Source organism: Pseudomonas sp. NPDC077408 (assembly GCF_050269105.1).
Lineage (GTDB): Bacteria > Pseudomonadota > Gammaproteobacteria > Pseudomonadales > Pseudomonadaceae > Stutzerimonas.
Genome location: NZ_JBNNHS010000001.1, coordinates 242,677 through 269,173 on the forward strand (window position 1 = coordinate 242,677; position 26,497 = coordinate 269,173).

Annotated in this window: 26 protein-coding genes, 1 tRNA gene and 1 pseudogene; 8 read left to right on the forward strand and 20 right to left on the reverse strand. The window is 58.7% G+C overall.

Annotated features, from left to right (window positions below):
* Positions 1-112 precede the first annotated feature (112 nt).
* On the forward strand, positions 113-544 hold the full coding sequence (locus ACQKEK_RS01175) for a LexA family protein (RefSeq protein ID WP_499140797.1): 432 nt from the start codon (positions 113-115) through the stop codon (positions 542-544).
* A complete protein-coding gene (locus ACQKEK_RS01180; protein WP_499140798.1) occupies positions 531-1,808 on the forward strand; it encodes a Y-family DNA polymerase in 1,278 nt (425 codons plus the stop codon). The genes ACQKEK_RS01175 and ACQKEK_RS01180 overlap by 14 nt, the downstream gene beginning before the upstream one ends.
* A gap of 188 nt (positions 1,809-1,996) precedes the next feature.
* Here the strand turns inward: ACQKEK_RS01180 and ACQKEK_RS01185 are convergent, their stop codons facing one another.
* The 7 genes from ACQKEK_RS01185 to metG form a co-directional block, all read right to left on the reverse strand.
* Entirely contained in the window at positions 1,997-2,725 is a 729-nt protein-coding gene (locus ACQKEK_RS01185; RefSeq protein ID WP_499140799.1) for a hypothetical protein, read from the reverse strand.
* Positions 2,726-2,729: 4 nt separating this feature from the next.
* Positions 2,730-3,350 carry a hypothetical protein gene (locus tag ACQKEK_RS01190; protein ID WP_499140800.1) on the reverse strand — a complete coding sequence of 207 codons (621 nt, stop codon included), beginning with the start codon at positions 3,348-3,350 and terminating at the stop codon, positions 2,730-2,732.
* Between the two features lie 489 nt (positions 3,351-3,839).
* Positions 3,840-4,865, reverse strand: a complete 1,026-nt coding sequence (locus tag ACQKEK_RS01195) for a hypothetical protein (RefSeq protein WP_499140801.1) — start codon at positions 4,863-4,865, stop codon at positions 3,840-3,842.
* Between the two features lie 150 nt (positions 4,866-5,015).
* Positions 5,016-5,089, reverse strand: a tRNA-Gly gene (locus tag ACQKEK_RS01200).
* A gap of 71 nt (positions 5,090-5,160) precedes the next feature.
* Positions 5,161-5,853 (reverse strand): pseudouridine synthase, encoded by a 693-nt coding sequence (locus tag ACQKEK_RS01205; RefSeq protein ID WP_499140802.1) that lies wholly within the window; start codon positions 5,851-5,853, stop codon positions 5,161-5,163.
* Positions 5,853-6,062 carry a cysteine-rich CWC family protein gene (locus tag ACQKEK_RS01210; protein ID WP_081262895.1) on the reverse strand — a complete coding sequence of 70 codons (210 nt, stop codon included), beginning with the start codon at positions 6,060-6,062 and terminating at the stop codon, positions 5,853-5,855. The genes ACQKEK_RS01205 and ACQKEK_RS01210 overlap by 1 nt, the downstream gene beginning before the upstream one ends.
* Positions 6,063-6,163: 101 nt before the next feature.
* Positions 6,164-8,206 carry a methionine--tRNA ligase gene (gene metG / locus ACQKEK_RS01215; protein WP_499140803.1) on the reverse strand — a complete coding sequence of 681 codons (2,043 nt, stop codon included), beginning with the start codon at positions 8,204-8,206 and terminating at the stop codon, positions 6,164-6,166.
* A gap of 194 nt (positions 8,207-8,400) precedes the next feature.
* Between metG and apbC the strand changes: the two genes are divergently transcribed.
* Entirely contained in the window at positions 8,401-9,495 is a 1,095-nt protein-coding gene (gene apbC, locus ACQKEK_RS01220; RefSeq protein ID WP_499140804.1) for an iron-sulfur cluster carrier protein ApbC, read from the forward strand.
* Between the two features lie 110 nt (positions 9,496-9,605).
* Here apbC and ACQKEK_RS01225 read toward each other — a convergent pair whose 3' ends face one another.
* Positions 9,606-9,815 carry a cold-shock protein gene (locus tag ACQKEK_RS01225; protein ID WP_003282211.1) on the reverse strand — a complete coding sequence of 70 codons (210 nt, stop codon included), beginning with the start codon at positions 9,813-9,815 and terminating at the stop codon, positions 9,606-9,608.
* Between the two features lie 321 nt (positions 9,816-10,136).
* Here ACQKEK_RS01225 and dcd point away from each other — a divergent pair, with 321 nt between their 5' ends.
* Positions 10,137-10,703, forward strand: a complete 567-nt coding sequence (gene dcd / locus ACQKEK_RS01230) for a dCTP deaminase (RefSeq protein WP_045161043.1) — start codon at positions 10,137-10,139, stop codon at positions 10,701-10,703.
* A gap of 287 nt (positions 10,704-10,990) precedes the next feature.
* On the opposite strand, the gene ACQKEK_RS01235 is transcribed toward dcd, so the two are convergent.
* Together ACQKEK_RS01235 and ACQKEK_RS01240 are read right to left on the reverse strand one after the other, a co-directional pair.
* Positions 10,991-11,569, reverse strand: a complete 579-nt coding sequence (locus tag ACQKEK_RS01235; protein WP_045429270.1) for a superoxide dismutase — start codon at positions 11,567-11,569, stop codon at positions 10,991-10,993.
* 362 nt (positions 11,570-11,931) lie between these two features.
* Complete coding sequence (locus tag ACQKEK_RS01240) at positions 11,932-12,534, reverse strand: LysE/ArgO family amino acid transporter (RefSeq protein WP_128119558.1); 603 nt, start codon at positions 12,532-12,534, stop codon at positions 11,932-11,934.
* A 96-nt stretch (positions 12,535-12,630) separates the two neighbouring features.
* Here ACQKEK_RS01240 and ACQKEK_RS01245 point away from each other — a divergent pair, with 96 nt between their 5' ends.
* Complete coding sequence (locus tag ACQKEK_RS01245; RefSeq protein ID WP_064481796.1) at positions 12,631-13,518, forward strand: LysR family transcriptional regulator ArgP; 888 nt, start codon at positions 12,631-12,633, stop codon at positions 13,516-13,518.
* Positions 13,519-13,524: 6 nt separating this feature from the next.
* Here the strand turns inward: ACQKEK_RS01245 and ACQKEK_RS01250 are convergent, their stop codons facing one another.
* Positions 13,525-13,797, reverse strand: coding sequence for a hypothetical protein (locus ACQKEK_RS01250; RefSeq protein ID WP_499140805.1), 273 nt, complete (start codon positions 13,795-13,797; stop codon positions 13,525-13,527).
* 370 nt (positions 13,798-14,167) lie between these two features.
* On the opposite strand from ACQKEK_RS01250, the gene ACQKEK_RS01255 reads away from it, so the two are divergent.
* Positions 14,168-15,070 (forward strand): ATPase, encoded by a 903-nt coding sequence (locus ACQKEK_RS01255; protein WP_499140806.1) that lies wholly within the window; start codon positions 14,168-14,170, stop codon positions 15,068-15,070.
* A 73-nt stretch (positions 15,071-15,143) separates the two neighbouring features.
* Here ACQKEK_RS01255 and ACQKEK_RS01260 read toward each other — a convergent pair whose 3' ends face one another.
* Positions 15,144-17,060, reverse strand: a complete 1,917-nt coding sequence (locus ACQKEK_RS01260) for an autotransporter domain-containing protein (RefSeq protein ID WP_499140807.1) — start codon at positions 17,058-17,060, stop codon at positions 15,144-15,146.
* 405 nt (positions 17,061-17,465) lie between these two features.
* Between ACQKEK_RS01260 and ACQKEK_RS01265 the strand changes: the two genes are divergently transcribed.
* Entirely contained in the window at positions 17,466-18,656 is a 1,191-nt protein-coding gene (locus tag ACQKEK_RS01265) for a GGDEF domain-containing protein (RefSeq protein ID WP_499140808.1), read from the forward strand.
* A 5-nt stretch (positions 18,657-18,661) separates the two neighbouring features.
* Here the strand turns inward: ACQKEK_RS01265 and pncB are convergent, their stop codons facing one another.
* The 5 genes and pseudogenes from pncB to hmpA all read right to left on the reverse strand — a co-directional run bounded on the left by pncB (position 18,662) and on the right by hmpA (position 22,131).
* Positions 18,662-19,861 carry a nicotinate phosphoribosyltransferase gene (gene pncB, locus ACQKEK_RS01270; RefSeq protein ID WP_499140809.1) on the reverse strand — a complete coding sequence of 400 codons (1,200 nt, stop codon included), beginning with the start codon at positions 19,859-19,861 and terminating at the stop codon, positions 18,662-18,664.
* Positions 19,862-19,889: 28 nt separating this feature from the next.
* A complete protein-coding gene (locus ACQKEK_RS01275; RefSeq protein ID WP_499140810.1) occupies positions 19,890-20,174 on the reverse strand; it encodes a hypothetical protein in 285 nt (94 codons plus the stop codon).
* A gap of 86 nt (positions 20,175-20,260) precedes the next feature.
* Positions 20,261-20,419 (reverse strand): annotated as a pseudogene (locus tag ACQKEK_RS01280) (con-10 family general stress protein); the annotation flags it as partial.
* Between the two features lie 240 nt (positions 20,420-20,659).
* A complete protein-coding gene (locus ACQKEK_RS01285) occupies positions 20,660-20,893 on the reverse strand; it encodes a hypothetical protein (RefSeq protein WP_045429252.1) in 234 nt (77 codons plus the stop codon).
* A 59-nt stretch (positions 20,894-20,952) separates the two neighbouring features.
* Entirely contained in the window at positions 20,953-22,131 is a 1,179-nt protein-coding gene (hmpA, locus tag ACQKEK_RS01290) for an NO-inducible flavohemoprotein (RefSeq protein ID WP_499140811.1), read from the reverse strand.
* A 281-nt stretch (positions 22,132-22,412) separates the two neighbouring features.
* Between hmpA and ACQKEK_RS01295 the strand changes: the two genes are divergently transcribed.
* Positions 22,413-22,637 carry a DUF2188 domain-containing protein gene (locus ACQKEK_RS01295; protein ID WP_128119550.1) on the forward strand — a complete coding sequence of 75 codons (225 nt, stop codon included), beginning with the start codon at positions 22,413-22,415 and terminating at the stop codon, positions 22,635-22,637.
* Positions 22,638-22,640: 3 nt separating this feature from the next.
* Here the strand turns inward: ACQKEK_RS01295 and ACQKEK_RS01300 are convergent, their stop codons facing one another.
* The 3 genes from ACQKEK_RS01300 to ACQKEK_RS01310 all read right to left on the reverse strand — a co-directional run bounded on the left by ACQKEK_RS01300 (position 22,641) and on the right by ACQKEK_RS01310 (position 26,337).
* Positions 22,641-23,525, reverse strand: coding sequence for an urea transporter (locus ACQKEK_RS01300; protein WP_499140812.1), 885 nt, complete (start codon positions 23,523-23,525; stop codon positions 22,641-22,643).
* A 73-nt stretch (positions 23,526-23,598) separates the two neighbouring features.
* On the reverse strand, positions 23,599-25,014 hold the full coding sequence (gene pyk, locus ACQKEK_RS01305) for a pyruvate kinase (protein WP_200598850.1): 1,416 nt from the start codon (positions 25,012-25,014) through the stop codon (positions 23,599-23,601).
* Between the two features lie 51 nt (positions 25,015-25,065).
* On the reverse strand, positions 25,066-26,337 hold the full coding sequence (locus tag ACQKEK_RS01310) for a glycerate kinase type-2 family protein (RefSeq protein ID WP_499140813.1): 1,272 nt from the start codon (positions 26,335-26,337) through the stop codon (positions 25,066-25,068).
* Positions 26,338-26,497 lie beyond the last annotated feature (160 nt).

The window sequence follows — 26,497 nt, forward strand, 5'->3', positions numbered from 1 at the left end:
CGCTGCTGGAGCAAGCCGTCCTCTCTCTTATTTTGACCCCGCACGTCCGGTCTGATTGACCCGGCCCTCGGCTCTGAATACTGTATGCACATACAGTAATGAGGTCTGTGCCATGCCCGTGCATTTCCTGGGGCCCGCCGCTCCGTCCGCCATCGTCCTGCCGCTTTTCAGCTTCTGCATACCCGCTGGCTTCCCCAGCCCCGCGCAGGACCACATGGAAGGCACGCTCTCGCTCGATGACCTGATGAACATCCGCGCGCCACACACCTACCTGGCGCGAGCGGACGGCGACAGCATGATCGACGTTGGCATCTTCGACCGGGACATCCTGGTCATCGATCGAGGGCGTGAGGCGGAGAAAGGGGAGGTTGTCATCGCTGCGCTTAACAACGAGCCGCTGGTGAAGATCTTTGATCGGCAGGGCGACCGGATCGTCCTGCGCTCGGCCAATCCCAAATTCCCCCCACGTTATCTGCTCGAAAGCGAAGAACTCTACGTCTGGGGCGTGGTGCCCTTCAGTGTGCGCACCCATGGCAAATACTGACCGCGTACTGGCCCTGATCGACTGCAACTCGTTTTACGCCGCCTGCGAGCGCGTCTTCCGGCCCGATCTGCTGCGTAAACCAATCGTTGTGTTGTCCAACAACGACGGCTGCGTAATCGCCCGCTCGGCCGAGGCCAAGGCCCTCGGCATCAAGATGGCCGCCCCGTACTTCCAGATCCGAGATGACCTGAGGCGCTGGGGCGTGGTGGTGTTCTCCAGCAACTACGCGCTTTACGGCGACATAAGCGAGCGGGTGATGACCGTCATCGAAGGGATGGTGCCAGCGGTGGAGGTTTACTCTATTGACGAGGCCTTCGCCGACATGACCGGCGTGCCCGATGTGGAATCCCTCGGCCGTCGCATCCAAACCAACGTGTTGCGCCTCGGCATACCGGTCGGCGTGGGCATCGCCAACACCAAGACTCTTGCCAAACTGGCCAACCATTCGGCCAAGCGCTGGATGAAGCAAACCGGCGGCGTTGTAGACCTGCTCGACCCCGAGCGGCGCGACAAGGTGCTGCGCATAACCAGCGTGAGCGACGTATGGGGCATCGGCCGGCGCATGACCGAACACCTCAATAGCATGGGCATTCGCAGCGCCTGGGACCTGGCCAACGCCGACGCCTGGACCCTGCGTAAACAATTCAGCGTGGTGGTCGAGAAAACCGCCCGCGAATTGCGCGGCACGCCCTGCCTCGAACTGGAAGACGTGACCCCACTCAAGCAGGAAATCTGCTGCTCACGCATGTTCGGCGACCGCCTGCGTAACATCGCCCCGATTCGCGAAGCCGTCGCCACCTACGCCGCCCGCGCCTGCGAAAAACTGCGCGCCCAACACTCTATGTGCAAACGCGTACGCGTCAGCATCCGCACCGGCATGTTCAACCCCGACGAGCCCAGGTTCGCCAAAGGCATTGTCTGCGAACTGCCATACCCCACCGACGACACCCGTTACATCACCCGCGCCGCCATCGCCGGGCTGGAGCTTGTTTATCGAGAGGGCTTCGCCTTCAGCAAAGCCGAAGTGCTGTTGATGGACCTCTGCCAACGCGGCGAATACACCGACGACCTCTTCACCGAAACCCAACCCGCCGCCGCGGAGCGCGTCATGGGCGTGCTCGATGCTGTAAATGCGAAGTGGGGGCGCAATACTCTCAGGCCAGGGCGAATACCTACTGCGCCTGATTGGGGCATGCGAAGGGAGATGATGAGCCAGAGTTTTACGACGCGGTTGGATCAGTTGTGGGAGGTGGGGTGTCGGTAAAAGACCAGCAAACAGAAAGCCCTGTAGAACAGGGCTTTTCTAGTTTTGGAGCGGCGAAGGGAATCGAACCCTTTTGCTTAGTGTGTCGTTCCGTCTCAAAGCGTGTCGTTATGCTGGTTCCGGCTCACTTGCTTGCTCGTTTCGGCACAGTACGTCACAGTGATTTCGACACTTTGTCGACACCCATCTTAAGGGGTTGTAGTTTTTGCAGGGAACAGCGGACCTAATCGCTGATTCCTACCTATTAATTGAGTATCAGATAGGCTTGCTAGCTCTATTTCCCCAGTAAGGGTGCGTTCCTTCTTTTGACTATTAAAGTGAGCCAATACAACCTTGTTGCCATAGATCTCAACAAGCACTCTATTTTGATTAATCACGAAATACTTAACTTTGTCCGATGCAATATTGTACCCGGCACTAAAGCTCAATCCTGCAACGATAAAAGAGAAGAAAAGAAACTCCTTTATTTTTCCAGCCAAAACATGATCTTCACTTTTTGGAAGATTCTCATCAGTAGGGCGATCACGACGCAACTCGAGCATCACAATCAGATAGAACAAAGCCACGGCTCCGGCAGCAATCCAGAAAAGAAAATAGAACTTAAAAAGAATAGCAAATAAGCTAATTAGAACGCCGGGAATTAGCGAAACTAAAAAGGCTCCTACAAATTTATTGGATTTTCGTGCCAGGCCAAATATAAGCGAAAAAGCCTCGATTACAGAGTAAAATAGCACGATCAGGCATACGCAAGAAACAATAACCTTATAAACATCAACTTCGATAACAGCTAATGGTGCGCCGTAAAAGCTTAAGTAGCCCATTTCAAAAATAAATGTCACGGCAATTGCGGCGGCAGGAATCGCACTGAGTACAAAAGCCTCTGCTTTTAAAAAAATCACAAAATCTGAAATTTTCATAAGGTTATCCCATCGGGTTGAAACTGCTCGATGCCGAGCAATACCGTGTCTTCATTCGATCACTATGGGTCTTGCGGTCATTGTCATAGCGGGCACGCCAGGTTCTGCACTGCTCATGAAAGTGCTGTTTGGCAGCCTTGCGGCATTCACGGTAGTCGATTGAGCCTCGGCGGTGATTGCCGCACACGCTCGTTCCGTCAATAAAGTTATTCACGGCCGTCCACTCGGCCTGATAGTTGGTGCCGCCATTCCAGCTTTTGATCCATCTGGAGGTGCGTTCGCGGTTGACCGTGCGCGACTTGCGTTCGTTAGTAGTGGGCGTGGCTGCGGTGACCCGATGACCTGTCGGTGGTGTATAGGTGCTGGCGGGCTGCCTAGGCATGTAGTTATTGTCATTGAATGATGTTTGGCGAGGTTGGGACGCGCGTGCGGCGGCTTGTTTAAGCCATACGATTTCTTCCTGGCTCAGCTGACGCTGCCGGGGCGCTGGTGTCGGCTCTACTGCTGGGGCTTCGTAGTTTGCAAAGGACGGCCCGCTAATCGGCTGCGTGTGCTGTGGCTGTGCTGGCTCTGTTTTGAATAGAGGCTTGCCGCCGATATGGATGCCTTGCTTGATCTGGTTCATGTCCAGGCCTATCGGCTTTCCGAACGTCAATGCCAGTGCCGTAATGACCGCTGAACCGATCCCTAGTATCGCTAGGAGTCGCCATGGCCCATGCTGCTTCCTGCTGCGTAGATGCTCGGGCGCATCTTCCCAGTCTGATCTCATGTCGCCTCCTTGCGTTAGTCCATGGAGCAAATATATGGCTCAAGTCGGGGCTGTAGCTTTCAATGCCGCTGCTATCACGAGTATCAATAACAACAGTAGCACTATGCATAGAAAGCCGACGAAGGTAGGTAAAAAATACAAATAGCTATTAGTGTCCTTGTAGCGACCGAAGGTCAGTACCATCAGTACCCAAAGGCCTAGCCCCCTAAGCGCAACCTCGAATATAAGTCCGACAATCGTTTCCATGTTATATGCGGCTTCCTTGCCCTAGAAGAACGCTAAATAAATCTATACCTTTTATCTTCTTTTATAAAGCATTCAATGTTGCTGGGAAATGTGCCTGTGCTATATGTCTTTAAAGCTTTGCGCTAGAGGCTTTGATAGTATCTCAACAACCGATTTCTGACTGGATATGTCCGTATCTGACGGAGCGTATCCAGTTGATTGAGGCGAAAAAATGCAGCTTGCGGCTTGAATTAAAACTGCATCACGGACGCCTGCCTCACCCGATGCTTCGACTAGGGCTGCGTGGGTCATTAGAGCATTTTGCCTGTGCTTGTTAATAATTGCGTTGTGCTTGTGATTAAGGAAATTTTTGGCCGCAAGAAATAGCATGTATGAAATGACGAAAAATATTAAGAACTTGCTAATAGATAGTTGGACGGCATCGTAAGTGTTGCTTGGCACTAGAAATGGAATTTTGTGTATGAAAAGAGACAGAAAAGCAAATAAGCCAAGCCCAATGGCTAGATAAACCGAATAGCTCTGCCATTTTTTTGCTTCAGCCGTATGGTGTTCGAACTCTGCGTGGAAGTGTGCTGCTTGTTTAGTCACGCCTTCTTCGGCGGCGACTTTTCGAATTTCAAGAAGCACCGCCTTTGCGTCTTCCTCGTATCCGGCCAATTTTACTGATATCTCTGTAGCTTTGTCTTCAATGGATTGGAATGTCGCTCGGGCCTGAGAGTCTAGACGCTGAAAATCTGCCGACCTATGTAGAGAGTAGGATATATACGGATGCATCGCCTGAAATGCGGCAGGGTACGAGGACTTAATTCTCTCGACAATGGTGTTTCTAGTGGCGCTGGGATTGGTTTGTTCAACGTCAAATTCTAGTACTTGGTTAAACAAGTTGTATATGTTGTTTGAGTTGTCTTGGATCGTCTTCAATATAGGGTCTGGAAAATCTTCTAACGCTACTACACTGAGGCGCTTGAAAATATCAACCAAAAGCTGAGCAGGTTCCTGTGCTTCTTCGAAGTTGATTCGACTTCCTAGGTCGGCTGTTCGTGGAAGAGAACTGGTGTCGAATTGCTGGACTCGCTCTAATGCCTTTTTGGTATCTTCATAGATACCCTCGCTTCCTACGATCATTATTCGTTCCTTGGTGTGTGTTTGGCTTTCTAGTTGGTTTTTTGGAAAAGGGGATAGATTTATTTTTTTCCGCCAAGCTTGCCTGGACCCTTGCCGAAACAAGCCAAACCCTAAACGAAAAAGCCCTGCGATTGCAGGGCTTTTTTAATCTGGAGCGGGCGAAGGGAATCGAACCCTCGTCATGAGCTTGGGAAGCTCAGGTAATGCCATTATACGACGCCCGCGTAGGCAGCCTTTGTACCAGAAGGGCGAGGGAAGGAGAAGCGGGTGCGGCGTTTGGGCGGATAAATGCTTTTTAGATCTGCGCAATTTCAACGGGCGTTAGGCTGCGGTATTGGCCGGGGGCGAGGGCGGGGTCGAGCAGCAGCGGGCCCATGCGTTCGCGGTGCAGGCCGGTGACCTTGTTGTTGAAGTGGCCGAACATGCGTTTGACTTGGTGGTAGCGGCCTTCATGCAGGGTCAGGCGGGCCTGGTGCAAGCCGAGTAGTTCGAGTTCGGCGGGCCGGGTGGTGAGGTTTTCGAAGCGAAAGTAGAGGCCTTGGGCGAAGTGGTCGACGCAGATGGGGTCGATCGGGTCTTCGGTTTCGACGAGATAGGTTTTGCCCAGCAGGCTTTCCGGTTGGGTGAGGCGGCGGGACCAGAGGCCGTCGTTGGTGATGATCATCAACCCGGTGGTGTTGAAGTCCAGCCGCCCGGCAATGTGCAACTCGTCCTTGTCCGGTTCGTTCAGCAGAGCCAGCACCGTGGGGTGTTGCGGATCGGCGGTGGCGCTGACGCAGCCGACCGGTTTGTTCAGCATAAAGAAGCGTGCGGGTTTGCCTGCCTGCAGTAGCTCGCCATCCAGTTCGATACGATCGAAGATGCGAACGTCATGGGTGCCGTCGCAGACTGTCTTCCCGTTCACCGCAGCACGGCCCGAGGCCAGCAGCAGGCGCGCTTGGCGATGGCTGCAGTGGGGCAGATTGGCGAGGAAACGGTCGAGGCGCATCAGGGTTTTGCAGGCAACTCGCCGCGCGCGCAACGCGGGCAGATGCAGGCTTTATTGAGCGCGTCATCAGGAATCTGTTCGCGGGCTTCGGGCGCTATCTCAACGCTGAAGCACCAGCAGGGCCGTGTCGCAGTGGCTGGATTAGCCAGGCCACAGCTGTTGGGCTCGCCACAAATCGGGCATCTATTAGGTTCGGGTGTATCGGTCATAACCGCCTCCGGGCAGTGGCAGCGCGTGATGCAGTGGAGCGGTTAGTTCGTATCAAAATCAGGCACTCGGCATTGCACCGAGCGCCTGTGCTATGGCTTCGTCACTTGACGCGTTGACCGGGCTTGGCGCCGCTGTCCGGGCTGAGCAGGTAGATATCTTCACCGCCAGGGCCGGCGGCCAGTACCATGCCTTCGGAGACGCCGAACTTCATCTTGCGTGCGGCAAGGTTGGCGACATAAAGCGTCAGGCGACCTTCAAGTTTGCTTGGGTCCGGGTAGGCGCTCTTGATGCCGGAGAACACGTTGCGCTTGGCGTCGCCGATGTCGAGGGTCAGGCGCAGCAGCTTGTCGGCGCCTTCGACGAACTCGCACTTCTCGATCAGCGCGATGCGCAGGTCCACGGCGGCAAAGGCGTCGAAGGCGATTTCGGCGGCGATGGGCTCCTTGGTCAGCTCTCCATTGCCGCTTGGCTGGGCGGCGGTTTCGGTGGAGGCGAGGTCTTCCTTGGATGCTTCGATCATGGCTTCGATTTTGGCAGGCTCGATACGGGTCAATAGCGGAGTGAAAGCGTTCAGCTGATGGTTGGTCAGCAGCGTTTGCAGGTCGGTCCAGCCAAGAGGCTCGACGTTCAGGAAGCGCTCGGCGTCGGCGGCCAGGTTCGGCAGCACCGGCTTGATGAAGATCATCAGTTGGCGGAACAGGTTGATGCCGGTTGCGCAGATGGCCTGCACTTCATCCTGCATGCCTTCTTGCTTGTTCAGTGCCCAGGGCGCCTTGTCGGCGATCCAGGCATTGGCTCGGTCGGCCAGGGCCATGACCTCGCGCATGGCGCGGGCGAAATCGCGGTTCTCGTAAGCGTCAGCAATGGCCGGTGCGGCGGTCTGGAAGGCGTCGGTCAGTTCCGGCGCAGCGTTGCGCTCGACCATCAGGCCGCCGTTGCCCTTGTGGATGAACCCTGCGCAACGGCTGGCGATGTTGACGACCTTGCCGACCAGATCCGAATTGACCTTCTGCACGAAGTCTTCGAGGTTCAGGTCCAGGTCATCCACGCCGCGGCCGAGCTTGGCGGCGTAGTAGTAGCGCAGGTATTCGGGGTTCAGGTGGTCGAGGTAGGTGCGCGCCTTGATAAAGGTGCCGCGCGACTTGGACATCTTCTGCCCGTTCACCGTCAGGTAGCCATGCACGGCGACGGCGGTGGGCTTGCGCAGGCCGGCGCCTTCGAGCATGGCGGGCCAGAACAGGGTGTGGAAGTTGATGATGTCCTTGCCGATAAAATGATAGAGCTCGGTGGTGGAATCCTTCTTCCAGAACGCATCGAAGTCCAATTCCGGGCGGCGTGCGCAGAGGTTCTTGAAGCTCGCCATGTAGCCGATCGGCGCGTCCAGCCAGACGTAGAAGTACTTGCCGGGCTCATCGGGGATCTCGAAGCCGAAGTAGGGCGCATCGCGGGAGATGTCCCACTCGTGCAGACCGCCATCGAGCCATTCGGCGATCTTGTTGGCGACCGAGTCCTGCAGGCTGCCGCTACGAGTCCATTCCTTCAGCATCGCCTCGAAGTCGGGCAGCTTGAAGAAGAAGTGCTTGGAGTCGCGCAGCACTGGGGTGGCGCCGGAGATGGCGGAGCGCGGGTTCTTCAGCTCGGTGGGTTCGTAGGTCGCACCGCACTTTTCGCAGTTGTCGCCGTACTGGTCTTCTGCCGCGCACTTCGGGCAGGTGCCCTTGATGAAGCGGTCGGCGAGGAACATACCTTTCTCGGGATCGAAGTACTGGGTCACCGAGCGGGTTGCGATGTGCCCAGCGTCGCGCAGACGGGTGTAGATCATCTCCGATAGCTCGCGATTCTCTTCCGAATGGGTCGAGTGGAAGTTGTCGAAGTTGACCAGAAAGTCGGCGAAGTCCGCACTGTGCTCGGCCTGCACGTTGGCGATCAGCTGCTCGGGCGTGATGCCTTCCTTTTCGGCGCGCAGCATGATGGCCGAGCCATGGGCGTCATCGGCGCAAACGTAGATGCACTGGTTGCCGCGCAGCTTCTGAAAGCGCACCCACATGTCCGTCTGGATGTACTCGAGCATATGGCCAAGGTGTATCGAACCGTTGGCGTAGGGCAGGGCACTGGTAACGAGGATCTGACGGGCTTCGGACATGGGGGAAATCTGCAGTCGGGGTTGCGAAGTGAGCTGGTCACTATAAAGGTGCGACGTTTTTTTTTCACCCGCACTGGCGCGGCTGGTGCCGGTCAGATGCCGAGTGCCGCGCCATGTTGACGCGGTTGATGAGCCCATACGGCACCACGGGGTAAGATGCCCGTCTGTTTTACTAGGTTTTCTTGGGAGTAGTCATGACCGTCACACGCGAAGCTGTGGAAGCCGTACTGCGTCAGTACACCGACCCTAACCTGAACCAGGACCCGGTCACTGCCGGTTGCGTGCGTTCCATTGATGTTCAGGACGATCGCGTCAGCGTGCAGATTGAACTCGGCTACGCCGCCGGACTGTTTCGCAGCGGCTGGGCACAGATGTTGGCGATGGCCATTGAGCAGTTGCAAGGCGTCACTCGAGCGGACGTGCAGGTCGAGTGCGTGATCCGCTCGCACAAGGCGCAGGACCAGCTCGAGTCGATGGCCAATGTAAAGAACATCATCGCCGTCGCTTCCGGCAAGGGCGGCGTGGGGAAATCCACCACGGCCGCCAATCTGGCACTGGCGCTGGCTCGCGAAGGCGCACGGGTGGGTGTGCTGGACGCGGATATCTATGGCCCGAGCCAGGGCATTATGTTCGGCATTCCCGAAGGCACTCGTCCGGAAATCCGTGATAACAAGGCCTTTATCCCGCTGGAAGCGCATGGCGTACAGATTATGTCGATGGCTTTCCTGGCCGATGACAAGACACCGATGGTCTGGCGCGGCCCGATGGTTTCCGGCGCTTTGCTGCAGCTGATCACTCAGACGGCCTGGAAGGATCTGGACTATCTGATCGTGGACATGCCGCCGGGCACAGGCGATATCCAACTGACCCTGGCGCAAAAGGTGCCTGTGGTTGGGGCGGTCATCGTGACCACGCCGCAGGATCTGGCGCTGCTGGATGCCAAGAAAGGCGTTGAGATGTTCCGCAAGGTGAACATTCCGGTGCTGGGTGTGGTGGAGAACATGGCCATCCATATCTGCTCGAACTGCGGTCATGCCGAGCATCTGTTTGGCGAAGGCGGTGGTGAGAAGCTGGCAGAGCAGTACAACGTGGAGCTGCTGGCCTCGCTACCGCTGTCGATGGCAATTCGCAGCCAGGCCGATGCCGGCAAGCCGACCACCATTGCCGATCCTGAAAGCCAGATCGCGATGATCTATCAGCAAATGGCGCGCAGTGTGGGCGCACGGATTTCGCTGAGCGGGCAGATCATTGCGCAGTCGATGCCGAACATCGTCGTAACCGACGACTAATTTCAATGCGGGTGGCGCTTCGCGCTGCCCGTGGCTGATCGGTCATCAGTAAATCGCAGGCATAAAAAAGCCCCGCCGAAGCGGGGCTTTTTCAGCAAAGAAGCTTCAGGTTAGATAACCTGAACTTCCTCAGCTTGCATGCCCTTCTGGCCGCGAGTAGCGACGAAGGAAACTTGCTGGCCTTCTTTCAGGCTCTTGAAACCGTCGCCTTGGATGGCGCGGAAGTGTACGAAAAGGTCGTCACCGGATTGCGGAGTGATGAAGCCGAAGCCTTTCTCATCGTTGAACCACTTAACGGTACCGGTTTGGCGATTGGACATTTGAAATGTCTCCTTGAACAAGGTGTAGAGATAATTTGAACGGGCAAATACCCCGAACGGTGACTGTGTGCAAGGAGTTAGGAGTCGTAGCAATGATCGGATCGAAATCTAAACATGTAGCGATTCACGGTGACACATGCAGCAGCAGCCAATGAAAGATACTCCATTTCTGTCGCAATGCGAGCATTATTTTCAGTTTCCGGCCAAAGCGTCAGAGATGCGACGCATGGACCCGGTTCGTGGGCTTTGAACCGGCTCCGTGGGGTCGGTAAGATGCACACCCTTATATGAACGCCCACCAGCCCAGTCAGGACGCCCGCCATGAGCATCAAATCGGATAAATGGATTCGTCGGATGGCCCAGGAGCACGGCATGATCGAGCCCTATGTCGAACGCCAGATGCGCGGCGAGGGCAGCGAGCGCTTGATCTCTTACGGCGTGTCCAGCTATGGCTACGACGTGCGCTGCGCCGATGAATTCAAGATTTTCACCAACATCAATTCGGCAATCGTCGATCCGAAGAATTTCGACGAGAAGAGCTTCGTCGACATCAAGAGCGACGTTTGCATCATCCCTCCCAATTCTTTTGCACTGGCGCGCACGGTCGAGTACTTCCGCATTCCACGCAACGTGCTGACCATCTGCCTGGGCAAGAGCACCTATGCGCGCTGCGGCATCATCGTCAACGTGACGCCGCTGGAGCCAGAGTGGGAAGGGCACGTGACCCTGGAGTTCTCCAACACCACCACCCTGCCAGCGAAGATCTACGCCAACGAAGGCGTGGCGCAGATGCTGTTCTTGGAATCGGATGAAGAGTGCGAGACCTCTTACCGTGATCGCGGCGGTAAGTATCAGGGGCAGCGTGGCGTGACCTTGCCGAAGGCGTGATTCGATCAGCCGAGTTGGCTGCCAACTCAAGCGGGTGGCGGCAACTGCCGCACGCGTGTCTCATCCTTTAACTGTCCAGGTGCAGTGGGGCGGCTGTCCAATTGGTCTAACCGCCTTCTAGAGCGCGTCTCCGAGGTGAGCAGCGGTCCTTCGGCAGACGGGCTTCTTGTCGAAGCTGTCACTGTTCCGCTGCTTCTGTTTCGTTTGAATAAAAAATGCCCGCACAATGCGGGCATTTTTGGTGCCTGGATGATGAGGCGACAGGCGCCCCATCAAGCAGACGGGACTCAGGCGAAGTTCTTCGCGACGAAGTCCCAGTTGACCACGTTCCAGAACGCTTCCACGAATTTCGGGCGGGCGTTGCGGTAGTCGATGTAGTAGGCATGTTCCCAGACGTCGCAGGTCAGCAGTGGCTTGTCGCCAGCGGTCATCGGGTTACCGGCACCAATGGTGCTGGCCAGGCCGACGCTACCGTCAGACTTCTTCACCAGCCAGGCCCAGCCGGAGCCAAAGGTGCCGATAGCGGTCTTGGTGAACTCTTCCTTGAACTTGTCGAAGGAGCCGAACGCAGCGTTGATGGCATCAGCCAGGGCACCGGTCGGCTGGCCGCCGGCGTTCGGAGCCATGCAGTTCCAGAAGAAGGTGTGGTTCCAGACCTGAGCGGCATTGTTGAAGATGCCACCGGAAGAGGTCTTGATGATGGTTTCCAGGTCCTTGCCTTCGAACTCGGTGCCCGGAACCAGATTGTTTAGGTTGGTCACGTAGGCCTGGTGATGCTTGCCATGGTGATACTCGAAAGTTTCGGCGGAAATGTGCGGCTCGAGGGCGTTCTTTTCAAACGGAAGCGGCGGCAATTCGAAAGCCATGGTGTATCTCCTGCTCAGGTGTCGAGAATAGATGCGGCTCGGAAGGAGGCAGTCTGCGCTGGTGGCCAGCGCCTCGCGGAACGGAGAAAACTACTGCACTGATGTTCGTCCGTTTACGCCTGTCTTTCCCTTCGCTCGCTACATAGGTGCGCATTCTTCGGCCGATCACGGGCGGCCGCAATGGCGGGCTGAAGCGTTCCACTCCATGCCCGCGGACCAAGGATCATAGCACTCAGCCTGTGGCAAAACCACGCATCAACTGTGTGGAGAAGCCGGAGCCAGAGCCTCTTAATCGAGATCTGGCAAAAGGTGCGAGGATACCGAGGCCCTCTGCGTGGACCTCCGATTGACGGGGGCGTTCCTTAGGCGAGGACAACAAGCTGCGCGGCCACCGCGAACATCATGGTCGCGACACCCAGGTCGATTAGTCGCCAGGTCAGCGGTCGTGCTAGCCACGGTGCAAGCCAGGCTCCGCCCAGGGCAAGGATCAGGAACCATAGCGTCGACGCGCTTGCGGCGCCTAGCGTATAGGCCCCTGGCTCGGGTTGCTGCGCCCCGAGTGAGCCAATCAGTAATACCGTATCGAGATACACGTGCGGGTTCAGCAGGGTGACGGCCAGCGCGGCGAGCAATACGCTCCGCAGCGAGCGCGGACCGCGTTGGGTGTCTTCCAGCAGGGCTTTCGGGCGCGCTGCGCGGCGCAACGCAATGACGCCATAGAGCAGCAAGAACAGCACGCCACCCCATCGGGTGATTTTCAGCAGCAAAGGGTTTTCCGCCAGCACGGCGGCGAGGCCAAAGACGCCGACACTGACCAACAGAATGTCGCAGAGAATGCAGAGTGCGGCTACGGGCAGATGGTGCTCGCGGCGCAAGCTCTGCGCCAGCACGAACGCGTTTTGCGCGCCGATAGCAACGATCAGGCCGGCGGTGACCAATAGTCCGTTGAAGTAGCTCTGCCACATGATGCGCTGCCTGTGTTTGTTGAAAGGTGCTCGCAGTGTCAGGGCTGTTGCATTATAAGAAAAACGAAATTAGGTAATGCCCCATAAGGAAATCGAATGTTCGATTACAAGCTGCTGGTCGCTTTGGCGGCGGTGGTTGAGCAGGCCGGCTTCGATCGCGCTGCGCAGTCGTTGGGGCTGTCGCAATCGGCCGTGTCGCAGCGCATCAAGTTGCTCGAAGCGCGTTTGGGGCAGCCGGTGTTGTTGCGCGCTTCGCCACCGCAGCCCACCGAGGTTGGCCGGCGTTTGCTCAACCACGTGCAACAGGTGCGACTGCTTGAGCGGGATCTTCAAGGGCAGGTGCCGGAGCTGGACGAGAGTCGGCTACCGGAGCGGCTGCGTATTGCGCTGAACTCCGACAGCCTGGCTACCTGGTGGCCAGGTGCGATTGCACCGTTCTGCACACGGCATGGCGTGGTGCTCGATCATGTGCTGGAGGATCAGGATGTTGGGCTCAAGCGCATGCGCGCCGGGGAGGTGGCAGCGTGCGTGTGTGCAGTCGAACGGCCCTTGGCCGGTGCGCGAAGCGAATTTCTCGGGGCCATGCGCTACCGCGCTCTTGCCAGTCCTGCCTATGTCGCCCGCCACCTTAAGCCGGGCGCGCCAGCGGAGGCTTTGCTGAAGGCGCCGGCAATTGTCTTCGGTCCTGACGACCAGCTGCAGCATCGCTATCTCGCTGCGTTGGGCCTGAAGGGGGCTTTCAGCCATCACTTGTGCCCCTCGTCAGAAGGGTTTGTTCGCCTGCTGCAGAGCGATCTGGGTTGGGGGTTAGTGCCTGAACTGCAGGTGGGCGCGGAGCTGGCCAGCGGAGCGCTGGTGGATGTGTATCCGGGTGATCCGATCGATGTGCCGTTGTACTGGCATCATTGGCGCAACGGCGGTGAGTTGCTCGCCGAGCTTACGCGGCAGCTGTCGCGCTCGGTTAGGCAGTGGTTGATCTATTGAGCCGGTTCAGTTCAGAACTCGCTGGCCGCGGTAGATGCGCACCGAGGGCCCGCTGCGGCTCGCTGTTGGTGATGGCGTTCGGTCGGGAGCTGGCATGTCGCTATACGTGGCCAGCTGTTTGCCCAGGTCCCGTGTCATCTCGTCGCCAGAACAGAGGCAGGCGGTCAGCATGGCCTGGATCGCGTCCGGTTGGCTAAGGCGAATATCCAGCTGTTGTTCATCGCGCAGCCGGCGGCGTAGGTGCTGCATGCAATCCAATACGGCCTTGTTGAACTCCATAATGAAACATCCTCCAATCTAGCGACCATTCGACGTTCTTGGCCCGACATCCGTGTCGGAAAGCGCTATCCGCTGGCATCAAAACCCAAAGCAACAGGCGTACCAGTTCCTGTTCGGGCTGACTTCTTTCGATGTGCAATGCTGGATGAAGCCCACCGCGGTTAACCTTGCCGCTTGGATGCTGTCTTCCCAACATGGCGCAGTGACGAGCTGATTGCTTGCCCGTTATGTCGGTTTGCACGGTCTTGATACACCGCGGTGCGGGGCGCCTGTTCCGGGTGCAGTTTATGGGTGGTGTTCGCGCTGAAGTGCCTGTGCTGAATCGTTATACTGCGCGCTGTCTTTCGCTTCGCGCCATTAAAGGTATCCCATGCGCAACGATGCTCACGACGAACTGGACAACATACCCAGCCTGACCGCAGGCCGCGATCGAGATCCGTATCCTGCGCCTGAGCTCGAGCCGATCGGCCAGTCTGCCAGCAGCGCACCCGACGATGCGCGCCCTCGCCAGAAGCGCCGTACCGTCAGCACCGCACCGTTGTGGTTCCTGGTCCTGGTGTTGTTCGGCTTGCTGATAGCGTTGGGTTGGTGGGGCATGCAGCAGGTATCGAGGCTCGAGGCTCAGTTGGTTGCAACTCAGGAAAGTTTCGCGCGCATCAGCGAAGACGCGAGCGGTCGTCTGCAGGACATTTCCGGCAAGATTGTGGCAACGGAATCCAGCGTCACTACAGAAGGCGAGGCGCTTAAACTGCGCATCAAGCAGCTGGAAAAGCAGGCATTGGACCTGGCCGAACAAAAGCGCGCCATCACCACCCAGCAGCAAAGCCTGACCGGTAAACAGGGCAATCAGGATAAGCGCCTGGACGAGCAGGGCAGCCAGATCGAGCGAATCGCTACTGACGTACGTGGCCATCAGTCTGCTACGGCCGCGCTTGCCGAGTCCGTGAAAAAGGTCGCCGGTGAGCAGGCGGCGCTGACCTCATCGATGGCGGGGCTAAAGGGCACGGTGGGCGAGCTAGACAAGATGTCTGCTCGAATCGACGGACTGAGCAAGGACATCGCAGCGTTGAAACAACGGGGCGACGCCAGTCAGGCGATCAGTCGCTTGGAGCAGGATGTACTTGTCTTGCGCAGTGAAGTGGATAACCGACCTGCGGCTACGCCAGGCGTAGTGACGTCCGAGTTCGACGCATTCCGGGCCCAGATGACCCGCAGCATCAACACGTTGCAGGGACAGATCGCCAACTTGCAGCAGCAGATTGACCAGCGCTAGTTGCCGTTTAAGAAAAAAGCCGCTGCGTATATGCGCAGCGGCCGGGCGAGTCAGCCAAACGAGGAGTAGCGGTTTACAGGTCCAGCGCCAGAGATAAACCAACTCCCTGGTTGCGGTTGTCATTGCCCTGGTAGTTGTAATTAGCGCGAATGCTGACCCCGGCCGTCAGCTGATGAGCGATACCGATACTGAAGCGGGTTTGGTCGCCAGTCGGGGTCGCACCCGGTAGCTCGAAGCTATTAGTTGTTACGCTATTCAATGACATGCGCAGATCCTCGCGCTTCTCATCCTCTCGCTCGACCTCGCGTGCAACCTCGCCAAACAGTCGAGTGCGCTCCGTCAATGCGTAATTGCCAAACATGCCAACCGCCAAACGAAGTGAATCGAGCTCCTGATCTTCATAGGTCAAAGCGGTCGAGCTGGCGCCCTGTTCGCTATAACCGTCCACGTCGATTTTCTGATAGCTGGCACCGATGAACGGGCCGAACTGTAGCGGATCACCCATTTGCATCAGGTTGAAGCCGGTCTTGGCCGAAACGCCCCAGACCACACCTTCCGTACTACCCTTCTCAGAGCGCTCCGCTATACCCAAAGAGAAGTTCCGGTCCAGTGAGTCGTAATCGAGATACCCAGCGCTGGCATTGAGGTCGGCAAAAAAACGGTCCTGTTGATAGCTGGCGAAGGCAGTCGCTAAATAGCTGCGCATGTCAAAGTCCGAGTCTCCTTCACCAAGGCTCAGGGAGTTTTGCGCCAGGCCTAGGCTGAGGCCCGCCAGCCAGTGTTCGCTGACACGGTTGGTCATGCCGATTGCCAGAGTCGGACTGTCGCCATCGCCGCCACCGAAGCCATCGTACTCCGGCCGGTTGTAACCGCCTTGGACGAAAGTTCGCCATCCACCTACCGACTGCCAGTTGCCGTGCTGGGCAGCTAGCTCGTTGCCCAGTAGCTGCAAGTGGTTGCGCAGCGCGGAGCGGCCCATTTCGGGCAGCAGTGATACCTCTGCCGGTGCGGAAAGAATCGAATAGACATAGTCGGCGCTTATTTGGTGGACTGCGGTAGTTGGATGCACCTGATCGTTGAATAGCAGGCGACTCGGGTCAGCGTTGGCGCTACCCAGGCCGTAAGTCGGGTCGAGCGGGCAATTGCCTCCATCAAAGCAGACCGAAGTTTGATTGATGGTCGGATCGAATCCGTAGCGAGCGAGGTCGGCGCGAACTTCCGAGAGCAACAGCCGATTGTTCAACAGGACGTAGTTACCGCCCTGCGCCTGGAGTCCAGCAGCAAGTTCAGCGTTGAACGCGTCGCTTAGGTTGTTCAATACATTGCTAAAGCCCGGCAGGCTGTTACCTAACGGGGTGTTGCCCACATCCGGCAGGTCGGAGATGACGATATAGCGTGCACCGGCCGCCTGCAGTGCGCCGACAGCCGCAACCATATTTCCAGCAGCCTGCGCCATGGTTACAGGATTGGTTTGAAGCTGGAAAATGTCGTTGGCACCACCGTTGAGGTAGTACAGGCCATTCGGGTCGACTCGTGGGTTTTCCACCAGATATCCCGGGCGACTGCGTGATAGTCCACCGCCAGCGTCGACGGTCGAGGTACCGATGAGCGAGTCAAGAATCTGATCCGTACGGTAACCACCTACCGCGTAGTTGGTACCGTCAGGATTGCCTGTTAGAAGGCGCGGCAGGATCGGCGTCGATGGCAACGCCTGCAGTCCGAGGCGATTAGCGAGTAGCTGGGTAACAACCTGTCCCGCATATTCGGTGTTTTTCGCCGCGTAGGTCGGGCCAGTGCGATTGGTAAAGCGCAAACCACCTGTTGGGTTTCCTCCTAATAGGGGGCTACCAACGTCTGGAAAGTTGCCGGCATCGCTCAGCGAGTCGCCGAAGTTAACGAATTGGCTATATGGGCTGGTATCCGCATTTGCTGCAACGGATACGCCCGCCAGCAAAATGGCGAGGGCGAGGGGCTTAAGAGCGCTCTGCACTGGGTGTCTCCTTATTGTTCTTGTTTGGCAGCCGAAGTCGTAGCTCCGACACTAGCCAAGCTAGTCGGCAATGCAGGAAGACATAAGCGCTCTAAAGCGTCATTTAGCGGGCGATTTGCTGTCGCTCGAACGGATTACTGGCGTAAAGGAGCTGCCAAACGGTTTGTTACAAATTTTAAGACAGTATTGCTATAGAGCGCTCGGCAAAGGCCGCTAACCATCAAAGCCGCATAAAACATGAGGATTTTATGCGGCGTTGTCATTTGGCGGGCCCTTCGGTTGACAGCGGGGTTAGCAAAGGTCTTCGGATGATGCGGCGCTTTAATGGCTAAGTGCTACTATTCGGCGCGGCTGGCACGAGGACGTGGATGGCCGCTCCAATGTTCTGTCGGGTGATTATAAAAAATGCCGTCCTTGATCGATCTTCTGTTGAACCGCCTGGCTACACTGCTGCCCAGTGAGCTCAGGTCCACTGAGTTCATGAAGCTGGTCATTCCACACCGCCATTCCATGCTGATGAGCGAGCGTCGCGCGACCATGATCGTCAACCGGGTCAGGCTTTTCGCGTTTCTTTTCGCGGTACTGACGCCGGTGTGGGGGATCATCGATCTGATGGTTTTTACCTATCCACTTTGGCTCGGACTGGCAACTTTTCGCTTGCTCGCCTGCGCCGCCTTTGCCTGTCTGCTGCTGTTCTATCGGCCCAGCGGCAATCTGTTTGATGCGTATCGGGCAGTTGCGCTGCTGTTCGCCATTCCCACCGTGTTTTATATCGCTTCGCATACGTTGCTCGGGGGTTATCAGCTCACCCAGGTCTCGGCAGTGGTAGCCACTGGGTATGCGTTCCTGCCGTTCGTGCTGATGGCCGGGCTGGCCATATTCCCGCTGACCTTGTTAGAGAACCTTGTCATGGCGTCCGTCCTGCTTCTGGCGCACGCACTGGCCGGTTATCTGTCGTGGACGACGCTCAACTGGCCTTCCTACGCGGGCGGATTCTGGTTGCTGATACTGATCGCCGGGGTCACGTCACTGGCGAGTCTTAGCCAGCTGGCCTTCATGATCGCGCTGGTGCGCCAGGCCATTCGAGACCCGCTCACCGGCGTCTTTTCTCGCGGCAGCGGGCAGGAGATTCTGAAACTGCAATGGGACACCGCACGACGTCACGACACCGGCCTTGCCGTTGCCTTCATCGATCTCGACCACTTCAAGCAGATCAATGACTGCTTCGGCCATGAGGCCGGCGACCAGGTGCTGCGCGATTGTACCCAGCAGATGCTGGCCAGCTTGCGCAGCACCGACAGCTTGCTGCGCTGGGGGGGCGAGGAGTTCGTCGTGATCATGCCTGACACCGACCGCGAACAGGCGCGTTTGGCGCTCGCTCGCATGGTCAAGGACGGTCTTGGCGCGCGTCCTGACGGCAGCCCTGTCACTGCCAGTATTGGCTTGGCTGAGCGCTGCGTTGACTTTGCCGAAAGCGCGGACGAATTGTTGGACCTGGCCGACAAACGGATGTACCTGGCTAAAACGTCCGGGCGCAACCGCTTATGTTTCGAGACGCCAGGCGAGCTATCCGAAGAGCCTCTATCAGCCGCTTGAGCGGGTCAGCGATTCACCCCAAACACATGCTTGAGGTAGCTAACGAAGGCTTCGTCCCGGCACATGGTCTTGCCCGGTGAATCTGAGATCTTGGCTACGGGTTGACCGTTGCAGCTGGTCATCTTGATCACCATGTTGGTCGGTTCGACCCCGGGTATGTCACAGGTCAGCTGAGTGCCGATGCCATAACTGGTGTTACTGCGCCCGACCAAGGCGCGATAGATACTAAGCGCCTTTGGGAAATCCAGTCCGTCGGAAAACACCAATTGCCGCGTCATCGGATCGATGCCCAGCTGTCGGTAGTGGGCGATGGCTTTTTCCGCCCACTCGACCGGATCGCCCGAGTCATGGCGCAGGCCATCGAACAGCTTCGCCAGATACAGATCGAAATCCGCCGTGAAGGCGTCCATGGTGATGCAGTCGGTAATGGCGATGCCCAGCGCACCGCGATATTCACGTGCCCAGCAGTCCAATGCCGCGCTCTGGCTATCGATCAGTCGGGGGCCGAGTTGCTGGTGGGCCATGATCCATTCATGCGCCATGGTGCCCATGGGTTTGAGGCCCAGGGTATGTGCCAGATGCACGTTGCTGGTGCCGACGAAGTGACCGGGGAATGCCTCGCTCAGCCGTTTGACCACCGCAGCCTGGACGCCGAACGAGAAGCGCCGACGCGTGCCGAAGTCGGCCAGTTTGAAACCGGCCAGTTCTGCGGGCGTGGCTTCGTCGCGCAGCCACTGCAGCTTCTCTTCCAGACGGTCGGTGGCCTGCTCCAGCGTCACCTGCGGATAGCGGGCACGGTTGCGGACCTCGCTGATGATGGCCAGCAGTGGCACCTCAAAAAGGATCACGTGCAGCCAGGGGCCGCGCAGGTAGACCACCAGCTCGCCGTCTTCAAGCTCCACCCGCACGTAGCGGGGGTCAAAGCGGAACAGCCCGAGAAACCGGATGAAATCCGGCTGCATGTAGGGAATGCGTTCAAGGAACGCCAGTTCTGGCGGTTCGAATCGCAGCTCCGCCAATGCTTCCAGCTGTTCTCGGATGGCGCCCAGATAAGGTGTCAGGTCTTCTTCGGATCGACTGCGAAAAGCCCACTCCACTTCGGCGTTTGGGTAGTGGTGCAGCACCGCCTGCATCATGGTCAGCTTGTAATAGTCGGTGTCCAGCAGGCTCTGGATGATTCGTTCGGAGAAGGCGCTGACACGCATGGGCTGTTTCCTGGTTGCGGAGGCGGGATCAGGCTCCGCCGATGCCTTCGATCACCTTACCGGTGCCGCCGCAATTTTTACATTCTCCTGTATCGGTACGGCCATTACCGTTGCATACAGGGCAGATATTTTCACCGGTGCCCGGCGTCCCTGGCGCTGCTTCATCGCCGGGGTTGGTTGACGAGGTGCCATGATTAGAAGTGTTCATATCGCTAGTTCCTCGGTTGATAGCTTTTTCTTTGTTGAAGCTGAATGAAGATTCAAGCAAATGGAAGTTTTGGTGCCGGTTTATTGTCGTGAAAAAAAACACCATTTCAACTTCGAGTAGTTGCGAATAAAAAAGCAGCGGGCAACAAAAAAGGGCAAAGGTTTTACCTTTGCCCTTTGGTGCCTATAGCATCAGCTGTTGCTGTTGCGACCACCGCCGTGGCTATTCTGTCCGCCTTTGCGGCCGGCTTCGGAGGCCTTTTCACGATCATTGGCGAAGTTGCCACCGCTGTTATGGCCGCCCTTCTTGCCTGCTTCAGACGCTTTTTCGCGGTCATTTGCAAAGTTGCCAGGATTTTTGTTTGCCATGTCTTACTCTCCTCAATGGACAAGACTTTCTGCGGGGCTGAACAACTTCATCAGCCTTCAATATTTCAGAGCCGAGGAGCAGGCCAGTAGTTTCCGTTTTTTAACGAACTGCGGACGAGTGGTTGCCCCTGACGGTTCATGGCTAAGTGCAACTACAACGAAGCGGTAAAGGGCAGTGACATTATTTAACATGCAGCAATTTCGATGCCCCCATTCGCCAGGCTAGGCCACCAATGCAAGTTGGCGTTGTGCCAGCAGACGCATCACGTAACCGATCTTCAGCGCGGTCGGGCCCAGAATCACCAATGCATGGCTGGCCACCACCGCACCGAGCAGCAGGTGGTCATCAAATACATAAGCGCCGGCGATGCCCAACAGAAGCAGCAGCACTCCCAGTGCCATCGACAAGTTGGCGACAGTCAGCAGACGGTGCGAGTCGAGTGGTTGCATGAACATGGGAAACTCCTCGTGTCGGTGATGGGAGTGGACCAGCCCTCGGACCGGCCCGTCCGGGTTTACTCCAGTGCGCTTGCCGGTCCGAAGAACTCATGCCGCGCCTGCTGAGCCGGCACCCCGAGTGCGTGCAGTTGCCGACGCACCGCTGCCATGAAGGGTTTTGGCCCGAGGAAGTACGCGTCCAGGTCGCGTTCGGCCGGCAACCAGGCGTCCAGTCGTGCTTCGGTCAGCAGCCCGATGGCGTCTGGTTGCTGCTCCTCGCCGCTATGTTCGTCATAGCAGTAGAAGCGCTTGAGCTGACCGTGCTGCTCGGCGAGCTGGTCGATGGTTTCGCGGAAGGCATGCGCTTCGGCGTTGCGTGCGCAGTGGATGAAGTGAATCGGCCTGCGGGTGCCTATCGCGGCTTCGAGCATTGCCAACGTCGGGGTGATACCAACGCCGCCGCTGATCAGTACCAGCGGCTTGTCACCGGGCTGCAAGGTGAAGTCGCCAGCGGGCGCGAACAGCTCCAGCGTCTCGCCAGGCTGCATCCTGTGCAGTGCGGTGGAAGCCACCCCGCCGGGTTCGCGTTTGACGCTGATCCGGTAGTCCCGGCCGTTGCTCGCGGCCGAAAGCGAATAGTTACGGCGGATCTCCTGCCCATCGATTAGCAGACGCAAGCCGATGTATTGCCCTGGCTTGTGCTCAACCACCGGGCCGCCGTCTTCCGGCTCCAGATAGAAAGAGGTGATTTCGCTGCTCTCGGTTACCTTGCGCGCGATTCGGAAGCGACGCGCTCCACGCCAGCCACCAGGCGCCTCGGCTGTCGCGTTGTAGAGCGCCTCTTCAGTTCCGATGAGAATATCGGCGAGCTGCTCGTAGGCCGCACCCCAGGCCTCGATGACCGGGTCCGTGGCGACATCGGCGCCAAGTACCTCGCGAATGGCTCGCAGCAGGCACGAACCGACGATGGGGTAGTGCTCTGGCAGCACCTGCAAGGCGACGTGCTTGTTGACCACCTGCGAGACGAGGCCGCCGAGCTGATCGAGGCGGTCGATGTGTTTGGCGTACATCAGCACACCATTGGCCAGCGCACGCGGTTGGTCACCACTGGCCTGATGCGCCTGGTTAAACAGCGGGCGGACCTCTGGGTATTCGGCCAGCATCAGTTTGTAGAAATGATCGGTGAGGGCTTCGCCGCCGCTTTCCAACAACGGGACGGTGGCGGTGATAAGGGCACGGTGTTCGGCGCAAAGCATGGAAGGCTCCAGTCATCGATAAGGCTGTCTCTCATAAGGCGACGTGGTGACCACGCAACCGGGACAGGTATCCATGCTGTTTCAATAATCGTTCCAGGCTGAAATTGACCGGAATCAAGGGCCATAGGGCAGTGATGGTTGTTTTTACCCCGATTATCTGGGTTTATCGAACCCGGTGGGGTAAATTGAACCCAGTATTCAGGTGCCAGCAGCGACCGATCGAACGGTCAGCAACCGCAGCGTTCTATAACCTCGACTATCGATGAACGACGGAGGGCAACATGGAGAACTACCACATCACGCATGATGACGATCGCTGGGTATTGCGCGAGGAGGGCGACAAGCGCGCGCTGCTCGAGGCGGCGACCAAGGAAGACATCATCAACGAGACCCGCGACTACATGAAGTTGCGCACCGCCTCGGTGAAGATCCACACCCTAGAAGGCAAAATCGAAGAGGAACGGACCTACCCGCGGGACCAGGACCCTCGCGCCACCAAGGGTTAAGGTTCAGCTCGGCTGCAACCCGCCTCGGCCCTGATGCTGGCGTTTGCCCAGCGTGACTGCCCAGCAGGCGAGGATGAAGGGCATGGTCAGCGGCGGCAGGCCGAGCTGATCGAAAAACAGTCGGAAGATGATCGCCAAGCCGATGCCCAGCGCTGGCACCAGTGGCGAGCGGTGGACCTGGCTCAACGCCAAGGCTGCCAGCGCCGGGTTATAGCCAGCCAGCCCGGCCAGGGCCGTTGGCTCGGAGGCGCCAGTCAGCAAGGCTACGTAAATGCCAACCGCCGAGCCGCATAGCGCCCACGCTGCAGCGCGTCGATCAGCCAGCAGCAACGCCGCAAACAGGCACAGTCCCGCAAGCGGATCTGCAAGAAATAGCACCTGACCCAGCCCTTTCACTATGCCGCCCAGCGCACCCCATCCACCCAGTTGGTGTTCGGGGACGCGCGCCTCAATGACGCCGTCCAGAACACCACAGACTCCCATCGCCAACCAACCCAACAGTACGAAGGACAGGGTGAAGCCCGGCAGGCTACGCCGCTCGCGCATACGTCTGAGCAGGTGGTGCTGCACGGGAGTCGCCAGAGCGCCAGACAGGATGGTCAGCAGACAGGCCAGCGGCACAGGACCAAGCATCAGGGTGATCAACAGCCCCAGCAGCGCCGCGTTGTAGCCGTACAAGCCGCTTTCGATATCGTCACGCGGATACCCGAGTCGCCATGCCATGCAGGTGCCGCTGAGTAGCCCGAGCAGGGCGCCGGCCAGCAGCGCGCGATCATGCAGGCCGATCGCAACGAGGATCAGCAGGCCGCAGCCCAGATGGCGCTGCAAAAAGACTTGGCTGATGCCGTTGAGTGTCGAGCGGATCAGATAAGTGAGATGAAGGTGCATGGGCACGTCGGAAGGGGGCGCAGGCCTGCGCCGATGGAATGCGACTCCACCGGCGCAAGCTTCGCTGGGCGGGTTAGTTGAGCGTTTCGATACGTAGCGAGTTGGTCGTGCCAGATTGGCCGAGCGGCACGCCCGCGGTGATCACGACGGTATCGCCGGTGCCCGCCATGCCCTGGGCACGCGCCAGTTCGAGCGCGTTGAGGCAGACCTGCTCCATGTCGTACATGCGCGCGTCGATCACCGAATAAACGCCCCAGGCCACGGTCAGCTTGCGTGCGGTCGTCAGATTCGGCGTCAGGCTGAGGATTGGCGTGGCCGGTCGCTCCCGCGAAGCGCGCAAGCTGGAGCGGCCTGATTCCGTGTAATTGACCAGCACCGCAACCGGCAGGATGCCGCTGATACGGCGGATGGCGCAGCTGATCGCATCGGGCAGGGTGGCCTCGGCGCTTGGCCGATTGACGTCCAGCTGAGCCTGGTAATCCGGGCCGCTTTCCACCTGGCGGATGATCTTGCTCATCATGCTCACCGCTTCCAGCGGGTACTCGCCGGATGCGGTTTCCGCCGAGAGCATCACCGCGTCGGCGCCTTCGGCCACGGCGTTGGCCACGTCAGTGACTTCGGCACGGGTCGGGGCGGGTGAGAAGCGCATCGATTCGAGCATCTGCGTCGCGACCACCACCGGCCGGCCCAGCTGGCGGCAGGTGCGGACGATGTTGCGCTGGATACGCGGGACATTTTCGGCCGGCACTTCGACGCCCAGATCGCCACGTGCCACCATGATCGCGTCGCAGAGCCGCGCGATTTCTCGCAGGTGCTGTACCGCTGAGGGCTTCTCGATCTTGGCCATGAGGAAGGCGCGGTCGCCGATCAGCTCGCGGGCTTCGTGAATATCCTGCGGACGCTGGACGAAGGACAACGCCACCCAGTCGACGCCCAGCTCAAGACCAAACGTCAGGTCGCGACGATCCTTTTCGGTCAAGGGACTCAGCTCCAGCACCGCTTCGGGCACGTTTACACCCTTGCGATCGGACAGCTCGCCGCCAGCCACCACCCGCGTGTCGATCGCGTCGGCGTGCTTGGCAGTTACCGTCAGGCGCAGCCGGCCGTCATCCACCAGCAGGCTCATGCCGGGCTGCAACGCATCGATGATCTCAGGATGCGGCAAGTTGACCCGACTGCTGTCGCCCGGCGTCGGGTCGAGGTCGAGGCGCAGCGCCTGACCGCGCTTGAGCTGCACCTTACCCTCGGCAAAACGACCGACGCGCAGCTTGGGGCCCTGCAGGTCCATGAGAATGGCGATCGGCTGATTCATCTGACGTTCGACTTCGCGAATCCAGCCGAAGCGCTCGGCATGGTCGGCGTGCTCGCCATGGCTGAAGTTGAGGCGGAACAGATTGACCCCGTTTTCCACGAGCTCGCGCACATCATCGATGCTGCGCGTGGCAGGGCCCAGGGTGGCGAGAATCTTGACCTTCTTGTCGGGTGTCATGGCAGGCTCTATCGGCAGTTGTGGTTATGGACCGTGCATGCCGGTGCCCCGCTAGCGGGACGACGGCAGGATCAGGATGGCGCGAAAATCGTTGACGTTGGTCCGTGTCGGCCCGGTCATCAGCAGCGCATCGAGCGCCTGGAAATAACCATAGCCGTTGTTATCCGCCAGCTCGTCGGCGGCTTTGAGGCCCAGGGCTTCGGCGCGGCCATAGCTGTCCGGGGTCATCAGGGCGCCGGCGTTGTCTTCCGAACCGTCGATGCCATCGGTGTCGCCGGCCAGTGCATACACGCCCGGCAAACCCTGAAGGTTTTCCGTCAGGCTCAGGAGAAACTCGGCGTTGCGGCCGCCACGACCGTTGCCGCGCACCGTCACGGTGGTCTCGCCGCCGGACAGGATCACGCAGGGCGGGGTTATCGGCTGATCATGCAGCACGACCTGACGGGCAATGCCGCCATGGACCTTGGCCACCTCGCGTGACTCACCTTCCAGATCACCTAGGATCAGCGGCGTGATGCCGGCGGCGCGGGCTTTTTCAGCTGCTGCTTCGAGGGACTGCTGCGGCTTGGCGATCAGCTGGAAGTGGCTGCGCGACAGGCACGGGTCGTCTGCCTTGACCGTCTCGGAATGTGGATCTTCCAGCCACGCGCGAACGTTCTCGGGGATCTCGATGTGGTAGCGCGCCAGAATCGCCAGCGCCTGGGCTGAGGTGGTTGGGTCCGCCACGGTCGGGCCGGAGGCGATCACCGTGGCCTCATCGCCCGGCACGTCAGAAATCGCATAGGTGTACACACTCGCCGGCCAGCAGGCCTTGGCCAGGCGGCCGCCTTTGATCGCCGATAGGTGCTTGCGCACGCAGTTCATTTCGCCGATGTGGGCGCCGGAACGCAGCAGCGCCTTGTTGATCGCCTGCTTGTCGGCAAGGCTGATGCCTTCGGCTGGCAGTGCCAGGAGTGAAGAACCGCCGCCGGAAAGCAGAAAGATCACTCGGTCGCTTTCCTCCAGGTTGCTGACCATCTTCAACACGCGACGGGCAACGCGCTCGCCAGCGTCGTCCGGCACCGGGTGCGCGGCCTCGACCACCTCGATCTTGCGGCAATTGGCACCATGACCATAACGCGTCACCACCACGCCGGAGAGCTCGCCTTCCCAAGCCGCTTCGATGGCTTCGGCCATGGCGGCTGCCGCTTTGCCTGCACCGATGACGATGGCACGGCCGCCGCGGTCCGCCGGCAAATGGTCGGCCAGCACCTGGCGTGGATGGGCGGCATCGATGGCGGCGGTGAACAGGTCGCGCAGCAGGGCTTGCGGGTCGAGGCTCATGTACTGCTCCTTCTCTATTAGGTCTGGGGCCGATTCCAGACCTTAGGGCTCGGTTATGCAAGTACAAAAGGCAAGTCCTAAGGTTTGGAATCGACCCACCCGGCAGTCAGGCCGTGACTCCTCGTGCCGAGCAGGTCGAAAGGGTGCCGCCCGAGGGCAG

Coding starts and splice junctions, on each gene's coding strand:
- ACQKEK_RS01275 (WP_499140810.1), bottom strand. CDS start 20,174: ATGGTGTTTTTTTTCACGACAATAAACCGGCACCAAAACTTCCATTTG.
- pyk (WP_200598850.1), bottom strand. CDS start 25,014: ATGACACCCGACAAGAAGGTCAAGATTCTCGCCACCCTGGGCCCTGCC.
- ACQKEK_RS01300 (WP_499140812.1), bottom strand. CDS start 23,525: ATGCACCTTCATCTCACTTATCTGATCCGCTCGACACTCAACGGCATC.
- ACQKEK_RS01175 (WP_499140797.1), top strand. CDS start 113: ATGCCCGTGCATTTCCTGGGGCCCGCCGCTCCGTCCGCCATCGTCCTG.
- ACQKEK_RS01250 (WP_499140805.1), bottom strand. CDS start 13,797: ATGGAGTTCAACAAGGCCGTATTGGATTGCATGCAGCACCTACGCCGC.
- ACQKEK_RS01265 (WP_499140808.1), top strand. CDS start 17,466: ATGCCGTCCTTGATCGATCTTCTGTTGAACCGCCTGGCTACACTGCTG.
- ACQKEK_RS01240 (WP_128119558.1), bottom strand. CDS start 12,534: ATGTGGCAGAGCTACTTCAACGGACTATTGGTCACCGCCGGCCTGATC.
- ACQKEK_RS01185 (WP_499140799.1), bottom strand. CDS start 2,725: ATGAAAATTTCAGATTTTGTGATTTTTTTAAAAGCAGAGGCTTTTGTA.
- ACQKEK_RS01195 (WP_499140801.1), bottom strand. CDS start 4,865: ATGATCGTAGGAAGCGAGGGTATCTATGAAGATACCAAAAAGGCATTA.
- metG (WP_499140803.1), bottom strand. CDS start 8,206: ATGTCCGAAGCCCGTCAGATCCTCGTTACCAGTGCCCTGCCCTACGCC.
- ACQKEK_RS01210 (WP_081262895.1), bottom strand. CDS start 6,062: ATGACCGATACACCCGAACCTAATAGATGCCCGATTTGTGGCGAGCCC.
- dcd (WP_045161043.1), top strand. CDS start 10,137: ATGAGCATCAAATCGGATAAATGGATTCGTCGGATGGCCCAGGAGCAC.
- ACQKEK_RS01310 (WP_499140813.1), bottom strand. CDS start 26,337: ATGAGCCTCGACCCGCAAGCCCTGCTGCGCGACCTGTTCACCGCCGCC.
- ACQKEK_RS01255 (WP_499140806.1), top strand. CDS start 14,168: ATGCGCAACGATGCTCACGACGAACTGGACAACATACCCAGCCTGACC.
- ACQKEK_RS01295 (WP_128119550.1), top strand. CDS start 22,413: ATGGAGAACTACCACATCACGCATGATGACGATCGCTGGGTATTGCGC.
- ACQKEK_RS01225 (WP_003282211.1), bottom strand. CDS start 9,815: ATGTCCAATCGCCAAACCGGTACCGTTAAGTGGTTCAACGATGAGAAA.
- ACQKEK_RS01235 (WP_045429270.1), bottom strand. CDS start 11,569: ATGGCTTTCGAATTGCCGCCGCTTCCGTTTGAAAAGAACGCCCTCGAG.
- ACQKEK_RS01180 (WP_499140798.1), top strand. CDS start 531: ATGGCAAATACTGACCGCGTACTGGCCCTGATCGACTGCAACTCGTTT.
- hmpA (WP_499140811.1), bottom strand. CDS start 22,131: ATGCTTTGCGCCGAACACCGTGCCCTTATCACCGCCACCGTCCCGTTG.
- ACQKEK_RS01245 (WP_064481796.1), top strand. CDS start 12,631: ATGTTCGATTACAAGCTGCTGGTCGCTTTGGCGGCGGTGGTTGAGCAG.
- ACQKEK_RS01190 (WP_499140800.1), bottom strand. CDS start 3,350: ATGAACCAGATCAAGCAAGGCATCCATATCGGCGGCAAGCCTCTATTC.
- ACQKEK_RS01205 (WP_499140802.1), bottom strand. CDS start 5,853: ATGCGCCTCGACCGTTTCCTCGCCAATCTGCCCCACTGCAGCCATCGC.
- pncB (WP_499140809.1), bottom strand. CDS start 19,861: ATGCGTGTCAGCGCCTTCTCCGAACGAATCATCCAGAGCCTGCTGGAC.
- apbC (WP_499140804.1), top strand. CDS start 8,401: ATGACCGTCACACGCGAAGCTGTGGAAGCCGTACTGCGTCAGTACACC.
- ACQKEK_RS01285 (WP_045429252.1), bottom strand. CDS start 20,893: ATGTTCATGCAACCACTCGACTCGCACCGTCTGCTGACTGTCGCCAAC.